Origin of the sequence: Bacillus haikouensis (assembly GCF_013179555.1) — a bacterium.
In the GTDB taxonomy this organism is placed as follows: Bacteria; Bacillota; Bacilli; order Bacillales; family Bacillaceae_B; genus Rossellomorea; species Rossellomorea haikouensis_A.
On sequence record NZ_JABMCR010000005.1, the window covers coordinates 31,907 to 46,373 of the forward strand.

16 protein-coding genes are annotated in these 14,467 nt (G+C 40.5%); 12 read left to right on the forward strand and 4 right to left on the reverse strand.

Annotated features, from left to right (window positions below; all coding sequences use genetic code 11):
* The first annotated feature begins 90 nt into the window (after positions 1–90).
* From HP456_RS01250 to HP456_RS01260, 3 genes are all read left to right on the forward strand, one after another.
* A complete protein-coding gene (locus HP456_RS01250) occupies positions 91–3,726 on the forward strand; it encodes a dynamin family protein (protein WP_172248196.1) in 3,636 nt (1,211 codons plus the stop codon).
* A 215-nt stretch (positions 3,727–3,941) separates the two neighbouring features.
* Positions 3,942–4,772, forward strand: coding sequence for a sulfurtransferase (locus tag HP456_RS01255; RefSeq protein WP_172248197.1), 831 nt, complete (start codon positions 3,942–3,944; stop codon positions 4,770–4,772).
* A gap of 425 nt (positions 4,773–5,197) precedes the next feature.
* Positions 5,198–6,094 (forward strand): 5'-3' exonuclease, encoded by an 897-nt coding sequence (locus tag HP456_RS01260; RefSeq protein WP_172248198.1) that lies wholly within the window; start codon positions 5,198–5,200, stop codon positions 6,092–6,094.
* A 65-nt stretch (positions 6,095–6,159) separates the two neighbouring features.
* Here the strand turns inward: HP456_RS01260 and HP456_RS01265 are convergent, their stop codons facing one another.
* Entirely contained in the window at positions 6,160–6,297 is a 138-nt protein-coding gene (locus tag HP456_RS01265; RefSeq protein ID WP_172248199.1) for a small, acid-soluble spore protein L, read from the reverse strand.
* Between the two features lie 112 nt (positions 6,298–6,409).
* On the opposite strand from HP456_RS01265, the gene HP456_RS01270 reads away from it, so the two are divergent.
* Together HP456_RS01270 and HP456_RS01275 are read left to right on the forward strand one after the other, a co-directional pair.
* Positions 6,410–6,898, forward strand: a complete 489-nt coding sequence (locus tag HP456_RS01270; protein ID WP_172248200.1) for a divergent PAP2 family protein — start codon at positions 6,410–6,412, stop codon at positions 6,896–6,898.
* 34 nt (positions 6,899–6,932) lie between these two features.
* Positions 6,933–7,199 (forward strand): DUF6123 family protein, encoded by a 267-nt coding sequence (locus HP456_RS01275; protein WP_172248201.1) that lies wholly within the window; start codon positions 6,933–6,935, stop codon positions 7,197–7,199.
* 78 nt (positions 7,200–7,277) lie between these two features.
* Here the strand turns inward: HP456_RS01275 and HP456_RS01280 are convergent, their stop codons facing one another.
* Both HP456_RS01280 and HP456_RS01285 read right to left on the reverse strand, forming a co-directional pair.
* Entirely contained in the window at positions 7,278–7,667 is a 390-nt protein-coding gene (locus HP456_RS01280) for a reverse transcriptase-like protein (protein ID WP_172248202.1), read from the reverse strand.
* Between the two features lie 27 nt (positions 7,668–7,694).
* A complete protein-coding gene (locus HP456_RS01285; protein ID WP_172248203.1) occupies positions 7,695–8,375 on the reverse strand; it encodes a queuosine precursor transporter in 681 nt (226 codons plus the stop codon).
* A gap of 96 nt (positions 8,376–8,471) precedes the next feature.
* Here HP456_RS01285 and HP456_RS01290 point away from each other — a divergent pair, with 96 nt between their 5' ends.
* Together HP456_RS01290 and HP456_RS01295 are read left to right on the forward strand one after the other, a co-directional pair.
* Entirely contained in the window at positions 8,472–9,128 is a 657-nt protein-coding gene (locus HP456_RS01290; protein WP_172248204.1) for a reverse transcriptase-like protein, read from the forward strand.
* A gap of 69 nt (positions 9,129–9,197) precedes the next feature.
* Positions 9,198–9,374 carry a zinc-finger domain-containing protein gene (locus HP456_RS01295; RefSeq protein ID WP_172248205.1) on the forward strand — a complete coding sequence of 59 codons (177 nt, stop codon included), beginning with the start codon at positions 9,198–9,200 and terminating at the stop codon, positions 9,372–9,374.
* A gap of 74 nt (positions 9,375–9,448) precedes the next feature.
* On the opposite strand, the gene cspD is transcribed toward HP456_RS01295, so the two are convergent.
* Positions 9,449–9,649, reverse strand: a complete 201-nt coding sequence (cspD, locus tag HP456_RS01300; protein ID WP_172248206.1) for a cold-shock protein CspD — start codon at positions 9,647–9,649, stop codon at positions 9,449–9,451.
* A gap of 414 nt (positions 9,650–10,063) precedes the next feature.
* Here cspD and HP456_RS01305 point away from each other — a divergent pair, with 414 nt between their 5' ends.
* From HP456_RS01305 to mntR, 5 genes are all read left to right on the forward strand, one after another.
* Positions 10,064–10,999: a metal ABC transporter solute-binding protein, Zn/Mn family gene (locus HP456_RS01305; protein WP_172248207.1), complete on the forward strand. Its 936-nt coding sequence runs from the start codon at positions 10,064–10,066 to the stop codon at positions 10,997–10,999.
* Positions 11,000–11,018: 19 nt separating this feature from the next.
* On the forward strand, positions 11,019–11,765 hold the full coding sequence (locus HP456_RS01310) for a metal ABC transporter ATP-binding protein (protein WP_172248208.1): 747 nt from the start codon (positions 11,019–11,021) through the stop codon (positions 11,763–11,765).
* Between the two features lie 16 nt (positions 11,766–11,781).
* Positions 11,782–13,080 (forward strand): metal ABC transporter permease, encoded by a 1,299-nt coding sequence (locus HP456_RS01315; RefSeq protein ID WP_172248209.1) that lies wholly within the window; start codon positions 11,782–11,784, stop codon positions 13,078–13,080.
* Positions 13,070–13,948, forward strand: a complete 879-nt coding sequence (locus HP456_RS01320) for a metal ABC transporter permease (RefSeq protein ID WP_172248210.1) — start codon at positions 13,070–13,072, stop codon at positions 13,946–13,948. The genes HP456_RS01315 and HP456_RS01320 overlap by 11 nt, the downstream gene beginning before the upstream one ends.
* 77 nt (positions 13,949–14,025) lie before the next feature.
* The gene (gene mntR / locus HP456_RS01325; protein WP_172248211.1) at positions 14,026–14,442 is read left to right on the forward strand and encodes a transcriptional regulator MntR; all 417 of its coding nucleotides are present in this window, start codon (positions 14,026–14,028) and stop codon (positions 14,440–14,442) included.
* The last annotated feature ends 25 nt before the right edge of the window (positions 14,443–14,467 follow it).

Sequence of the window (14,467 nt, forward strand, 5' to 3'; positions counted from 1 at the left end):
TCATGTGAGATTAATAAACAATAGAGAATTCGATATAAATACGATAAAATAAAAGCGTTATCATCTTTTGAAATAGAAAGGATCTTCGATATGAGCAATATTGACCAACAGAGTACTTATTTACATACAATCCTCCAGGAACTGGCAGGCTATGACGACATATTCAGGAATAAAGGAGATGAAGAACGTTCCAGAAAGGTTGAAAGATTGGCAGAAAAGATTCATAAGCAGGAGTTCATCCTGGCATTTTGCGGACATTTCTCTGCAGGTAAATCCACGATGATCAATTACCTGATGGGGGAAGAGATTCTTCCCTCAAGCCCCATTCCCACCAGTGCAAACCTGGTGAAAGTGCATCATTCAGAAGAAAGTTTTGCCAAAATCCACTATCATTACGGAAATCCGGTTTATTTCAGAGAACCTTTTGAGTATTCTACTATAAAAGAATTCTGCAGAAACGGGGAAGATGTTTATTCGGTTGAAATCGGAAAAAATGAAACCTCTTTGCCTGAAGGAGTGTCCATACTCGATACACCAGGTGTCGATAGTACCGACGATGCACACAGGGTTTCCACGGAATCAGCCATCCACTTGGCGGATGCGGTATTTTATGTAATGGATTATAACCACGTTCAATCACAGGTAAACTTTCAATTTACCCAAGAAATGAAGAAGCATGGGGTGAAGCTTTATCTGGTGGTGAATCAGATCGATAAACATCGTGAAGAGGAGCTACCCCTTCTTGATTTTAAAGATGGGGTGAGGGATTCATTCGCTTCATGGGGAGTGGTGCCGGATGGGATTTTCTACACCAGTTTAAAACAGTTGGATCACCCGGCTAATGAAGCGGAAAGCCTGCGTGAACTAATCAAAATACAGGTGGCGGATAAGGAAGAATTAATCAAATCCTCCGCAAAATCCGCAATGTCCCAGCTGGTACATGAACATACCGTCTGGTATGAAGAACAGAAGCAGCATATAAAGGAAGAAAGCATGGAGCACGTGACAGACGAAGAGTGGGGAAATAAAGACACTCTGCTCCTTGAAGAAGAAAGTGTATTGGACGAATTATCTGAGATCGACAGCAGCGAAGTCAAGCAGGTTTTTGAAAGTGAAAGAAGTAAAATTCTAAAAAATGCCTATTTAATGCCATTTGAGACGAGGGATTTTGCAAAAGAATTTTTAGAAAGCCAGCAGGCTGATTTTAAGATCGGCTTACTGTTTACCAAGCAAAAAACGGAGGAGGAAAAGTTCAGAAGGGCTCAAGTTTTTAAAGAAGAAGTGAATAGCAGAATTGAAACGCAGCTGGATTGGCATTTGAAAACCCTTGGCAAATCGTTTTTAAAGAACCATAATATCTCATCCCCGGGTCTATTGGAAGAATGGGAGAAGTTGTCGTTGAAGATAGATGAGCATTATTTAACCGGATTGATAAAACCAGGAGCCAAAGTCACTGGTGACTACGTACTGCAATACTGCGATAATCTATCAGAGGATCTAAAGAAGAAAGCAAGAAAGGAAACAAATGAGTTAGTTGAAGCCGGCTTGGAACATATTAAAATTAATTCAGAATCCAAACAAGATCTTCTGGAGAATAAGCTCCAGGGAATCCGCCGAAAAACAGTATATGTGCATAAATGGGATTTGCTGGAAGAGGAAAAACTGCAGCAAATAGAGAAGTTGAATAATGTTGCAGAATCAGATGTGAATGAAGAAAAGATTCGAAAATGGATAAGAAGCTGGGAAGTAAAAGATAATCAGTTTACTGAAGGAACCGACATTCATGAAAGCGGGACTCCCTCTGTTTCAGAAACAAATGAAACGGAGGAAGAAATGAAACCTAATATGCCCGTGCATACCAGCTCTCAGGTGTCGGCTGAAACTGCTATAAACAGGTTGGAGAGAATGGCACAGGTGTTCAGAGGTATGCGTGGCTTTAGTAAGGTAGCGGATATATTGGAGGGCAAAGTGGAAAGGCTTGCTCATCAGAACTTCACAATTGCATTATTCGGGGCGTTCAGTGCAGGGAAATCTTCTTTTGCCAACGCACTTCTTGGTAAAAACGTGTTACCGGTCAGCCCGAACCCGACAACGGCTTCAATAAACCGAATCAGACCTGTAACCGGTTTTCATCACCATGAAACAGCGGATGTGCAACTTAAAACCGAAGGGCAGCTTCTGCAGGATCTTTCCCACTCCCTTTCTTTTTTTGAGAGAACGATATCAAATGTAGAAGAAGCAATTCAAATTATTCCGGACTTGCTGGATGAAGCGGAAGGCGATGCAAAAGTGAAAATCCACCTTTCATTTCTAAGGGCTTTCTACAAAGGGTTTGATGAATTCAAAAAGGTTCTGGGTGAAAAAATCACAGTGGACCTGGATGAATACAAGAGATATGTAGCAGATGAAACCAAATCATGCTTTGTTGAATCCATCGACTTATTTTACGATTGTGGTATAACGAGAAGAGGGATCACGCTGGTGGATACTCCTGGAGCAGATTCGATTAACGCTCGTCATACTGGAGTAGCCTTCGAATATATTAAAAATGCAGATGCCATTCTATTCGTTACTTATTATAATCATGCCTTTGCAAAAGCAGACCGTGAATTTCTCATCCAATTGGGCCGGGTAAAAGATACGTTTGAACTCGATAAAATGTTTTTTATCGTAAATGCCATCGACCTTGCTGAACATGAAGCAGAGAAAGATGAAGTAATGGAATATGTACAAAATCAGCTGATTCAATATGGAATTCGCTTTCCGAGGATTTTTGGGGTTTCATCCTTACATGCTTTGCAGAAAAAAGAAAACCAAATGAATGGCATGGAACACTTTAAACATGCATTTGATTCCTTTATTCAAAACGAGCTCGTCAGCATGAGTGTGGATTCTGCAATCCTCGAATGGGAAAAGGGCATCAAACGATTTAAGAATTACATTGACACTGCAACAAGCGACAAATCAAGTAAACAGAAGCAGATTGCTGAATTGCAGCTATCTAAAGCCAAAGTGAACGAATTTCTGGAGTCAAGAAGCACGGATTCCTTAAAACAGGAAGTCGAACAGGAAGTAAATGAGTTGATTTATTACTTGAAACAACGGGTCTTCTTCCGGGTTTCCGACTTTTATAAAGAGGCCTTCCATTCAGGGCTTTTCATGAATGAACTGAACCATTCAAAGGCTTTGCAAAAAGGACTGAAGGAGTTTATAGCCAGTTCGGGGTTTGACTTGTCACAGGAACTGAGGGCTACATCCTTAAGAATCCGTCAGTTCATCGGAAGACAGCTTGATGCAGAATGGACAGAATTCGAATCGGTCATCCATGGATGGGACAGCCGGATTATGCTTTCTTCAGCTGAATATACAAATGAAGATACCATCGAGTTTGACCAAGCCTTCAAGGAGATTGATTTGGAGAGATTCAAAGGAGCTTTTTCCACTTTCAAGAATCCCAAACATTTCCTCGAAAAAGGCGGGAAGAAACAAGTTATGGAAGAACTTGTAAAAGAACTTCATGAACCGGCGGATGAGTATTTGAGAAGTGAGAAACGAAAGTTGAAAGCTTGGAGTGAACAGATGATAAAAGCCCGCTTCACTGTTCTGAACGAAGAAGCCAAAGCACAAGCCTTTGAACAAATAGATTCAATTATCCAAGCATTGAGTACCGTTCACGATATTGAAAAGCTCCGCAGCGAACTCAAGTGGCTTGAGGAGTCATCCTGAACAAATTCATAATAGAAGGTGATTGAAATGACCGATAATCCTTTTCATTGCTGTGCCACCTGCATTCACATACATTCCATTAAATCATCTAAGGATTCAAAGACCAGTTATTTTTGTTCCAGGCTGGGATATGCAACAAAGACTTCATATCAATTTTCCTGCTGGGAGCCAAAGGAAGCCGTAAAGGAATTGATGAAAAAGAGGGGGATATCATAATGCGATTTATAAAGAGTGTGGACTGGCTAAAAAAAAATCTCCATGATAGAAATGTAAGGGTGATCGACTGCAGCTTTTCATTGGGAAACCCTGCGGCAGGCAAAACAACATATCTGCAGGAGCATATTCCTGGAGCGGTGTTTTTTGACCTTGAGAAAGATTTATCCGGTCACGTAAAAGAGCATGGCGGGCGACATCCCCTTCCGAATATGAAAAATTTCCTCCGGAAGATTGAAAACGCGGGTATCGACAATGATTCAATCATAATAGCTTATGACCAGCAGGATGGTGCTTTTGCAAGCAGGTGCTGGTGGTTGTTTCGTTATCTTGGACATGAGCAGGTATATGTGCTAAACGGAGGATTTCATGCATGGAAGGACAGAGGGTTCGACTCCCGATCAACTATTCCTGACTACGGTACAAGCAGCTATACTCCCTCTTTCAATGAAGAAATGCTTGCTTCGTTAGTGGAGGTGGAACGTATTTCCGAAGGGAAGAGTCAGTCCATCTTACTAGACTCACGGAGCAAAGAACGATATCAGGGGATCGAGGAGCCGATTGATCGTATCCCGGGTCATATTCCACATGCGATCAATGCCCCTTGGACCGAAGGAGTTGATAAAGGATTCTTTGGAGATGCCGAGCTTCAGAGTCAACGGTTTCATCGATTTGATAAGAATCAACCAATCGTTGTATATTGCGGTTCCGGCATAACAGCCACCCCAAATATTCTTACTTTGTTAGAAGCTGGGTTCCGTGAAGTGAAACTATATGCCGGAAGTTACAGCGATTGGGTTTCGTACGGGCATCATAAAGTGGATAAACAGTGATGAGGACAAGGCTGGGACAAAACTAATGACCTCGACATAAAGACGAACAATTTCAGCGTATATTCTTAATACCGCTAATGATTTCCGTGCAAGACTTCGCTTTCCGCGGGTAGCCCGTGAGCCTTCTCGGCAAGCCTGCGGGGTCTCACATTGGCTACTTCTCCCGCCGGAGTCTTCGTCTTGCACTCCAATCAACCGCTGGAAAGTGCTAAAACTTAAGTTTACATTGAACAAAATAATCACCCGAACTAATTTGCCTGTTAGAAGGCAATTTAGTTCGGGTTTTACTTAGACTATAACACTTTTGTCCCTGCCTCTTTCTTTACCAATGGGGAGAAAATAAAAATATGTTATACTTTTAGAGGGTTGATTTTAAAAAGTAGTGATAGTCGAAACCAATATGTAAACAGTCAGGAGTGGATGAAATGAAGAAAGACGAACATATTTTATTAATAGATGGGATGGCGCTCTTGTTCCGTTCTTTTTTTGCTACTGCCGTAACAGGGCAATTCATGATGAACTCGAAAGGACTGCCGACCAATGGTGTACAAGGTTTTATGAAGCACCTTCTAATGGCTGTCGATTATGTCAAGCCGACTCATATCCTGGTATGCTGGGACATGGGAAGCCAGACGTTCCGAAACGACGTATATTCGGAGTATAAATCAAATCGCAATGCTCCTCCGGCCGAACTGATCCCTCAATTTGATCTGGCTAAAGAAGTGGCAGAAGGTTTCAATCTGGCCAATGTTGGCGTTCCCGGTTTTGAAGCAGACGACTGTATCGGTACGCTGGCAAAGGTACATCATAAGGAACGTAAAGTTACGGTACTGAGCGGCGACCAGGATTTGCTTCAATTACTTGATGAAAACATTGAAATCATGTTATTGAAGAAAGGGTTTGGAAATTATCAAACATACACGACAGATCTGTTCATAGAAGAACGAGGTATTACTCCCATGCAGTTTATCGATGTAAAGGCATTAATGGGTGATACAAGTGACGGATATCCTGGAGTGAAAGGAATCGGAGAAAAGACGGCTGTTAAATTGATACAGGAATACGAGGATATTGAAGGTATTTTAAATAATTTGGATAAATTGACACTTTCGCAGAGAAAGAAAATTGAAGCTGATTTGGATATGCTGCATGTTTCAAGGAAACTGGCAGAGATCCATTGTGAAGTCCCTTTGCCACTTTCGATTGAAAATGCCGTTTGGAGCAATGTTTCCGATGCTTCCATATCTTATATAGAAGAGCTGGAATTAAAAGTACTCAGAAGGTTTTTATTGAGCGCAGATTCTCTAATTGCATCTGGTTGATACAAGTAAAGAGTCAGGGTGCGGTAAATCCTGACTCTTTAATTAGATAGCAGATGAAGCAGCGATTACTTTCGGGTCGCTTTTTTTGCGGCATTTTCTAATTTGCTCTTTGGTTCCTGAGCAAATTCCGTATCCGCTGCTATGCCTTGTGGGTTGACACTGCCTGCTGCTCTTCCTTTATTCTTATTATTATTCTTGCTCATAATAACGCCTCCTAAAGTAGATACATACATCACTATTTTGCGTTATGTTCTTTAAATTATCCCATGCATTCAGGGAATTTAGGACAGACTATTGATAAGGGAGGTGTATAGGGTGAATAAAGGTATACTGACAGCCTTATTGAGTATTGTTTTAGCTCAAGGTTTCAAAATCCCCCTTCATTATATGAAGAAGAAGGAATGGAAACCTGAACTTTTTTTCCAGACAGGAGGCATGCCAAGCTCTCACAGTGCAGGGGTTGCTTCTTTAACTACATTTATTGCATTAAAAAAAGGGGTCAAAACGGTCGATTTTGCCCTTTCCTTTGTATTCGGTTTAATCGTCATGTATGATGCCCAGGGGATTAGAAGACAGACCGGTGAATTGACGCTTAAAGTGAATAGCCTGGATGAGCTTGTCAGAAAAGCGCACCAGGAAGAATCGGTTGAATTTGAGGAGAAAAAACCTAAACTCCTTAAAGAAATGCTTGGACATCAGCCTCAAGAGGTAGTCGGCGGAGCTGTTTTAGGTCTGTTGATGGGGGCTCTGGGATTTTTGATTTCAAAAAAAGATAGGCAGAGAAATAGATTTTTTGTAAGGTGAACAAGACTATGCTGTAATTAAGGTGAGGAGAAACGTGAAAAAAACAACCGAAGATTTTCTCATTGATTTGGAAAACAGGGGATTTAAGTTTCAAGAAGATGCAATCGGATTTATTTATTTCGGTAAAAAATATACCGATGCGTCTGATGAATTGGTGAACAGTGCCATCGAAATCACACTAAAAGCACAAAAACAGTTTGACTCAAGCTTTTATATGTCTATATTGGAACGGCTTCATTCCCAAAAAATCACTTCAAGGAAAGAAGCGTTAAAATGGATGGATCATCAGGGACTTGCATAGAATAAATGCTGTTTTCACATCAGGTTTGCAAAAATGGCCAAAACAAAAAGGAGAGCCGGCCAGGCCTCCTTTTTGTTTTCATTCATTCAGATGAATGGCTTTCCTTGCGAGATCATCAGCCATTCTATTTTCTTTACTCGGGATCCATTTAATAAAAAACAAAGGTATTTGTCGGGAAAGGATTAATATTTCCTGTAACACAGATTTATAGGCAGCGCCTTTAACAAATTCTTTTTCCACTGCTTGTACCAGAGCCTGGGAGTCACTGCGGATCCAAACAGTCTGAGCCTCCTGCTCAATACATAATTCCAACGCTTTCTTACAAGCAGTGAATTCAGCCAGGTGATTATCCATTCTTCCGAGCGGCAAGGAAAGATGTTCCAGCTGACCATTTTGTTTAATGACGATTCCTGCTCCGCTTGGACCCGGATTGCCTGCACTTGCTCCATCTACATTTACTTCAAACATTGAATTCACCTCTCATTTCTGGATCTCTCAGTCTATATTTTTAGGAAATCGCTTGGCTATATAGCCAAATGGAGTATCCAAAACCGAAATGATCCATTTCAACAAGTAAGTAGTGATGAAAATTTCTAACCAGATATCAAGTGGAAATGTACCCAGAAAAGCAATACTTGTAAATACAAGCGTATCCAAAAGCTGGCTGATCATGGTACTTCCATTGTTTCGTATCCAAAACTGTGAGTCGGTTGGAAACTTTTTCTTTAAATAAGAAAAAATATATACATCTGCAAATTGACTCACCAAGTATGCAGCCAGGCTTCCCAGTGCTATTCTCGGAATCAGGCCGAATATGGTGGATAAAGATTCCTGAGCAATATCATCAGGGTGTGGTTGAAATATCAGTGACAACTGCATAATAATAGTCATAATGAGTAAAGTGAAGAAACCCAGCAAAACCGCTTTTTGTGCATCCTTTTTGCCAAACCGTTCATTTAGAATATCAGTCACCAGGAATGCAGATCCGTACACCGCATTTCCTAAAGTGGCTGTCAAACCAAATATTTCAATGGTCTTGACCACCTGCAGGTTGGCAAGGATGGTTGCAATGCCGACCCATACAAATAATCCCGTTCGTCCAAATACTCTATACATTATGAGCATAAGCGAGAATGTACAAAGAACAAACAATAGACCAAACCATATATTAAACATGGAAATCCTCCTCTTACATGAACAATAATCTCCATTATACAAATAAAAGGAAGCTTGAACAATATGAAGACAATAGTTGGAAGAGAGTGATCAAATATGAAGATGAAACTCAAGTTCAAATATACAAGTAAAACAAGCAGCGATATCTGGTTCGAATCCTCTTGGTTTCCCAGAAAGGAAACGATGATTCACGCAGATGATCTAATGAAGACGGGAAGAGTCATCGATATTGAAATCATTGATGAGATGGATAATTCCTGGACGCTTAAAGAATTTATCAAGTTGAATAAACAACTGGACAAAGAACCTGAAAATATCGTCGTCTATTTTGATGGCGGTTTTGATAAAGAGAGTACACGGTCAGGTATAGGAATTGTCGTTTATTATGACAAAGGTGATGAGAAATTCAGAATACGAAAAAATGAAAAACTTGAAACGCTTGAAAATAATAATGAAGCGGAGTATGCTGCATTGCACAATGCTCTTTTACTGCTCGAAGAAATTGGAGTGAAAAATGCTCCATGTACGGTAAAAGGGGATTCACAAGTTGTACTTAAGCAGCTTGAAGGGGAGTGGGCGTGCTTTGATGAAGGCTTGAACAGATGGCTTGATCGCATTGAGTCCATCATCGCTAAATTGAGATTGAAGATGACATTCGACGTATTGAGCAGAAATGATAACAAGGAAGCTGATAAGCTCGCTAATCAGGCCCTGATCGGGACTGAAGTTCACAGTCATAAGCGCATAGAATAATTTCAGGCCAAATTATATATTCTATATATACAAACCAATAGATAGCAGGAGGAGACTAGGAGTGATGAAATGGACCGCAAACAAGTAGTTAATAAAGTGGATGAGTTGATCGACACCTATTGCAGAGACTGCTTGCTTAAAGCATATTTTCGTAAGGAATCCGGTAAAGCGAAGGCACATCGTTTCTGTATCGAAGAGTGTACAGTTGGAGAACAAATAAAGATATACGGAGATCAGTTAAAGTAGTCAAAATTTAATATTGAAGAAATGAAAAAAGCGGACGAATTAATCGTCCGCTTTTTATACTTATATGGGGTTTATTATAATTTTACTACGTTGGCTGCTTGTGGTCCGCGGTTTCCTTCAACAATATCGAAAGAAACTTCTTGACCTTCTTCTAAAGACTTGAAACCTTCGCCTTGTATCGCTGAGAAGTGTACGAATACATCGTCTCCGCCTTCCACTTCAATAAAGCCGAATCCTTTTTCGTTGTTGAACCATTTTACTTTACCATTTTGCATATTCTTCTTATCCTCCTAAATCGACTAAGCACCAAAATGCTTATGGAAAATATTTATCATGAAATGTTGATTTCCAATGCTTAAACACTAAAAATCGCTCCACTTCAATGATGTCTTTACTATACAATATGGAGATTTTAGAGTCAACATCATCAAAATTAATTTTGAGGAAATGTTTAAAATATTCCCTCACCAACTGGTGATTTTTATTCTTTACAGCTATATCACCAAAATAAAGGGTTGACAATGATTGCATTACTGAATAAAATTTGCACTGAGGAAACTTTTATTTACTAAGGTAAAATATATGCCCTTATTAAAAATAGATTACTTGTGTAAAAAAATGTGAACATATATAAAACTTCTGAATAGGATTGAATTAACGATTATCAAATGTAAGAGAGGAGAGTTAACATGAACAAAAGATTGGTAACACTTATCGGATTGATTATTATTTTAATGGGAGGACTTATTCTTTCTGGGTGCGGAGAGGCCGTGAGTGAATCTCCGAATGAGAAAGTAGTCGTCACATCAACAATCGGTCAAATAGGGGATGCAGTAAAAAATATCGGAGGAGAGCATGTAGAGGTTCAAAGTCTAATGGGACCAGGTGTTGACCCTCACTTATACAAAGCCAAGCAATCAGATATCGGTAAACTACAAGAAGCGGATATCATTTTTTACAGCGGCTTGCATTTAGAAGGTAAGATGCTTGAAATTTTCAAAAAGATGAATGAAGAAAAACCAACTTATGCAATTGCTGACAGTATCCCCAAGGATAAACTAAGAAAGGACTCCGCTAATAACACTGCAATGGACCCACATGTCTGGTTTGACATTGATTTATGGAAGATTGCTTTAGAACAGGTACGGGACGGTTTAATCAAGAACGATCCGCAAAACAAGGAAGACTACATTCGAAATACCGAAAAATACTTTGCCCAATTAGATGAATTGAAAACATATGCTGATAAAGAAATGGCAATGATCCCGGAAGAACAGAGGGTTCTGGTCACAGCCCACGATGCGTTCAATTACTTTGGTGCAAAGTATGGTCTTCAAGTCATGGGACTGCAAGGTTTAAGTACAGATGCAGAGTATGGTCTGGGAGATGTTCAATCACTTGTAAATACATTGGTTGACAGAAATATAAAAGCTGTATTTGTGGAATCAAGCATCTCGGAGAAATCGATCAATGCCGTTATTGCAGGGGCAAAGGATAAAGACCATAAAGTGAGTATCGGCGGAGAATTATTTTCCGATGCCATGGGGAAAGAAGGTACAGATGAAGGTACTTATATAGGGATGTACCGGCATAATGTCGATACAATTGTTGATGCATTAAAGTAAGATTTAAGGAGGGAATTAAATGAATTCAGTGGAGATAAAAGGCTTGACAGTTGCTTATCACAGAAAGCCGGTACTCATAGATGTGGAATTTTCTGTGCCGAAAGGGAAACTTATTGGGATCGTCGGTCCTAATGGAGCGGGGAAATCCACCTTGATCAAAGCCATTTTAGGATTGATTCCCCGTTCATCGGGAGATATAAAAATATTTGATAAACCTTATTCACCAAAGTGTAAAACCGTAGGATATGTTCCTCAGCGTGGATCCGTAGATTGGGATTTCCCCACAAATGCGCTTGATGTTGTTTTGATGGGAAGATATGGACATTTAGGATGGTTTAAAAAACCATCAAAAAAAGACGCTGCCTATGCAATGGAATGCCTGGATAAAGTAGGAATGAACCAATTTGCATCGAGACAGATCAGCCAGCTTTCCGGCGGACAGCAGCAACGGGTATTTCTTGCACGGGCACTTGCACAGGAAGCTGAGGTCTATTTCATGGATGAACCTTTTGTGGGAGTGGATGCGGCAACAGAAAAAGCGATCATTTCTTTGTTGACTGAATTAAAGGAACAGGGAAAGACTGTCTTGGTTGTTCACCATGACCTGCAAACTGTCAAAGAATATTTTGACTGGACGCTGCTGCTTAACAGAAAAACAATCGCATTTGGACCGACAGATGAAGTGTTCAACGTGGCTAATTTACAACTGACTTACGGCGGAAGGTTATCATTCCTGGAAAAGGATAAAATGTTGATTCAACCATAAGAAAGAGGTGAGTAAAGTGAATCATATATGGCAGTCGATTGTGACTGACGGGAATACTCAGTGGGTATTACTCAGCACATTGTTATTGGGGATAGCGAGCGGGGTATTAGGGAGTTTTGCTCTATTAAGAAAGCAAAGTTTAATAGGCGATGCCGTAGCCCATGCTGCGCTGCCGGGAATTTGTTTTGCTTTCATGTTCATTGGTGAAAAGAATTTCTTTGTTTTATTAACGGGTGCTGCTGCAACGGGATTGCTGGCAGCATATACGATTCAATTGATTACCAATACAACGAGAATTAAGGAAGATACGGCAATCTGTTTGGTATTGTCTGTATTTTTCGGATTAGGTATTGTACTCCTGACGAAGGTTGCACAGATGCCTACAGGGAATCAAAGCGGATTGGATGATTTCATATTCGGGCAGGCGGCTTCCCTGGTCGGAAGGGATGTGCAGTTGATGGGTCTGACAGCTGCTGCATTGGTCATCATCACAACACTGTTATTTAAAGAATTTAAAGTCAGTACATTTGACCCGCAATTCTCGAGGGGAATCGGGCTTCCAGTTGGATTCCTGAATTTTTTGTTCGTTTCACTTTTAGTGATTACTGTCGTCATCGGTATTCAGGCTGTAGGTGTGATTTTAATGGCAGCGCTGCTGATTACTCCTGCGATATCAGCCAGATATTGGACGGATTCATTGCATACGATGGTTCTTATTTCGGGAGTGATCGGAGGTTTATCAGGAGCAGCCGGTACATTGATCAGTACCTTGGCAAAAGGTTTATCAACTGGCCCTTTCATTGTTTTGACCGCGACTTCCATTTTCATCGTCTCCCTGCTGTTCTCCCCTAAGAGAGGGTTGATATCGATTATCATGAGAAGGGCAAGGAATGATGATCGCCTGGCCATTCGATCCATATTGAAAAAAGTCTATGAAATGAGTGAGGAATCGCTGAACGAAAGAAAATTGTTTCAGAAGTCTGCCATTTCACAGCTGCGATTTACCCGTGTCATGAAGCATCTTATTAAGAACGGTTATATCATACACTTTAATGGGAACATATCCATTACGGATTCAGGTTCAATGAAAGCTGAGACATTCAGATTTGTGGATGAAATGATTGAATTGAAAGAAATGTATCCGAGTGAACTGGTCTGCCTTGACATCGATTGGATTGAAAACCAAGAAGAAGAGGCCATATCGGCCGATCAACTTAAAAAGCTAAAATTGAAAATGACCGAGATTTACAGTCAAAACCCTTATTTAAACATTAAGGTACGTGCGGGGAGAGGGGGACAGGGGTATGAGCTATGAACTATGGATCCTACTCACTGGAAGTCTTGTAGGATTATCTTGCGGTGTTGTCGGCTGTTTTCTGATCCTTAGAAAAATGTCGATGTTGGCCGATGCTATCAGCCATACTGTCCTTCTTGGTCTTGTAATGGCTTTTATTGTCAGTCAAAGCATGAATGGGTTCAATATGCTTATTGGGGCAGCCGCCGCTGGATTATTAACGACTTTTATCGTCCAGCTATTGAATTCGGGCGGCATCCAGGAAGATGCTGCTATCGGAGTTGTATTTACTTCTTTGTTTGCCTTAGGTGTCATTCTTATTTCTCTTTTCGCTAAGAACGTTCATTTGGATGTCGAACATGCATTAATGGGCGAAATTGCATTTGTGCCATGGAACACGATCTCCTTACCTGTTCTGGGGTCCGTACCTAAGTCTGTCGTCATGCTGGGGGCGATCCTCATCATTGATGCTGCAGTCATTTTGCTTTTATTCAAGGAGTTTAAATTAACCTCCTTTGATCCAAGTATGGCAGCAGCCATCGGCATTCCTGTTTTAGCCATTCATTATATCCTGATGGGGTTGGTTTCGGTGACTACCGTATCTGCATTTGACAGTGTGGGGGCCATTCTCGTTGTTGCCTTGTTGATCGCTCCCGGCGCTACAGCCTATTTACTGACTGACAGATATAATTTAATGCTTCTATTGAGCGGTTCTATTGGTGTCTTTGACAGTGTTGCCGGATATTATGGGGCAAAGATATTCGATGTATCCATTTCAGGTGCGATGGCAGTGGCAGCCGGCATTGTATTTTTGATTGTCTGGATGGTATCTCCTAAGTATGGGTTGGTATCTAAATTTCTGAATCAAGGAAAGCTTACAGAAGAGTGATATAGTTTCCGGGTTGTATATATGCTGTTCTTATAGTAAACTTTTATTGATATTCACGGGAATTTGGAGGGTGCAGAATGCCTACACCAAGTATGGAAGATTATATAGAACAGATTTATTTGTTAATTGAGAATAAAGGGTATGCGAGAGTATCAGATATTGCCGAAGCTTTATCCGTACACCCCTCTTCAGTGACAAAGATGGTACAGAAATTAGATAAAGATGATTATCTGGTATACGAGAAATATCGTGGGCTCGTACTGACTCCAAAAGGAAATAAAGTCGGAAAACGCTTAGTTTACAGACATGAACTTCTGGAACAATTCCTCAGGGTAATCGGTGTAAAAGAAGAGCATATATATGAAGATGTTGAAGGCATCGAACATCATTTAAGTTGGGATTCCATCGACCGGATAGGAGACCTCGTACAGTTTTTTGAAGAAGAAGAGAAAAGGCTTGAAGATCTTAGAGATGTTCAAAATCGAAATGAATGATAATCAGGGCTGACCGTCTCGGTAC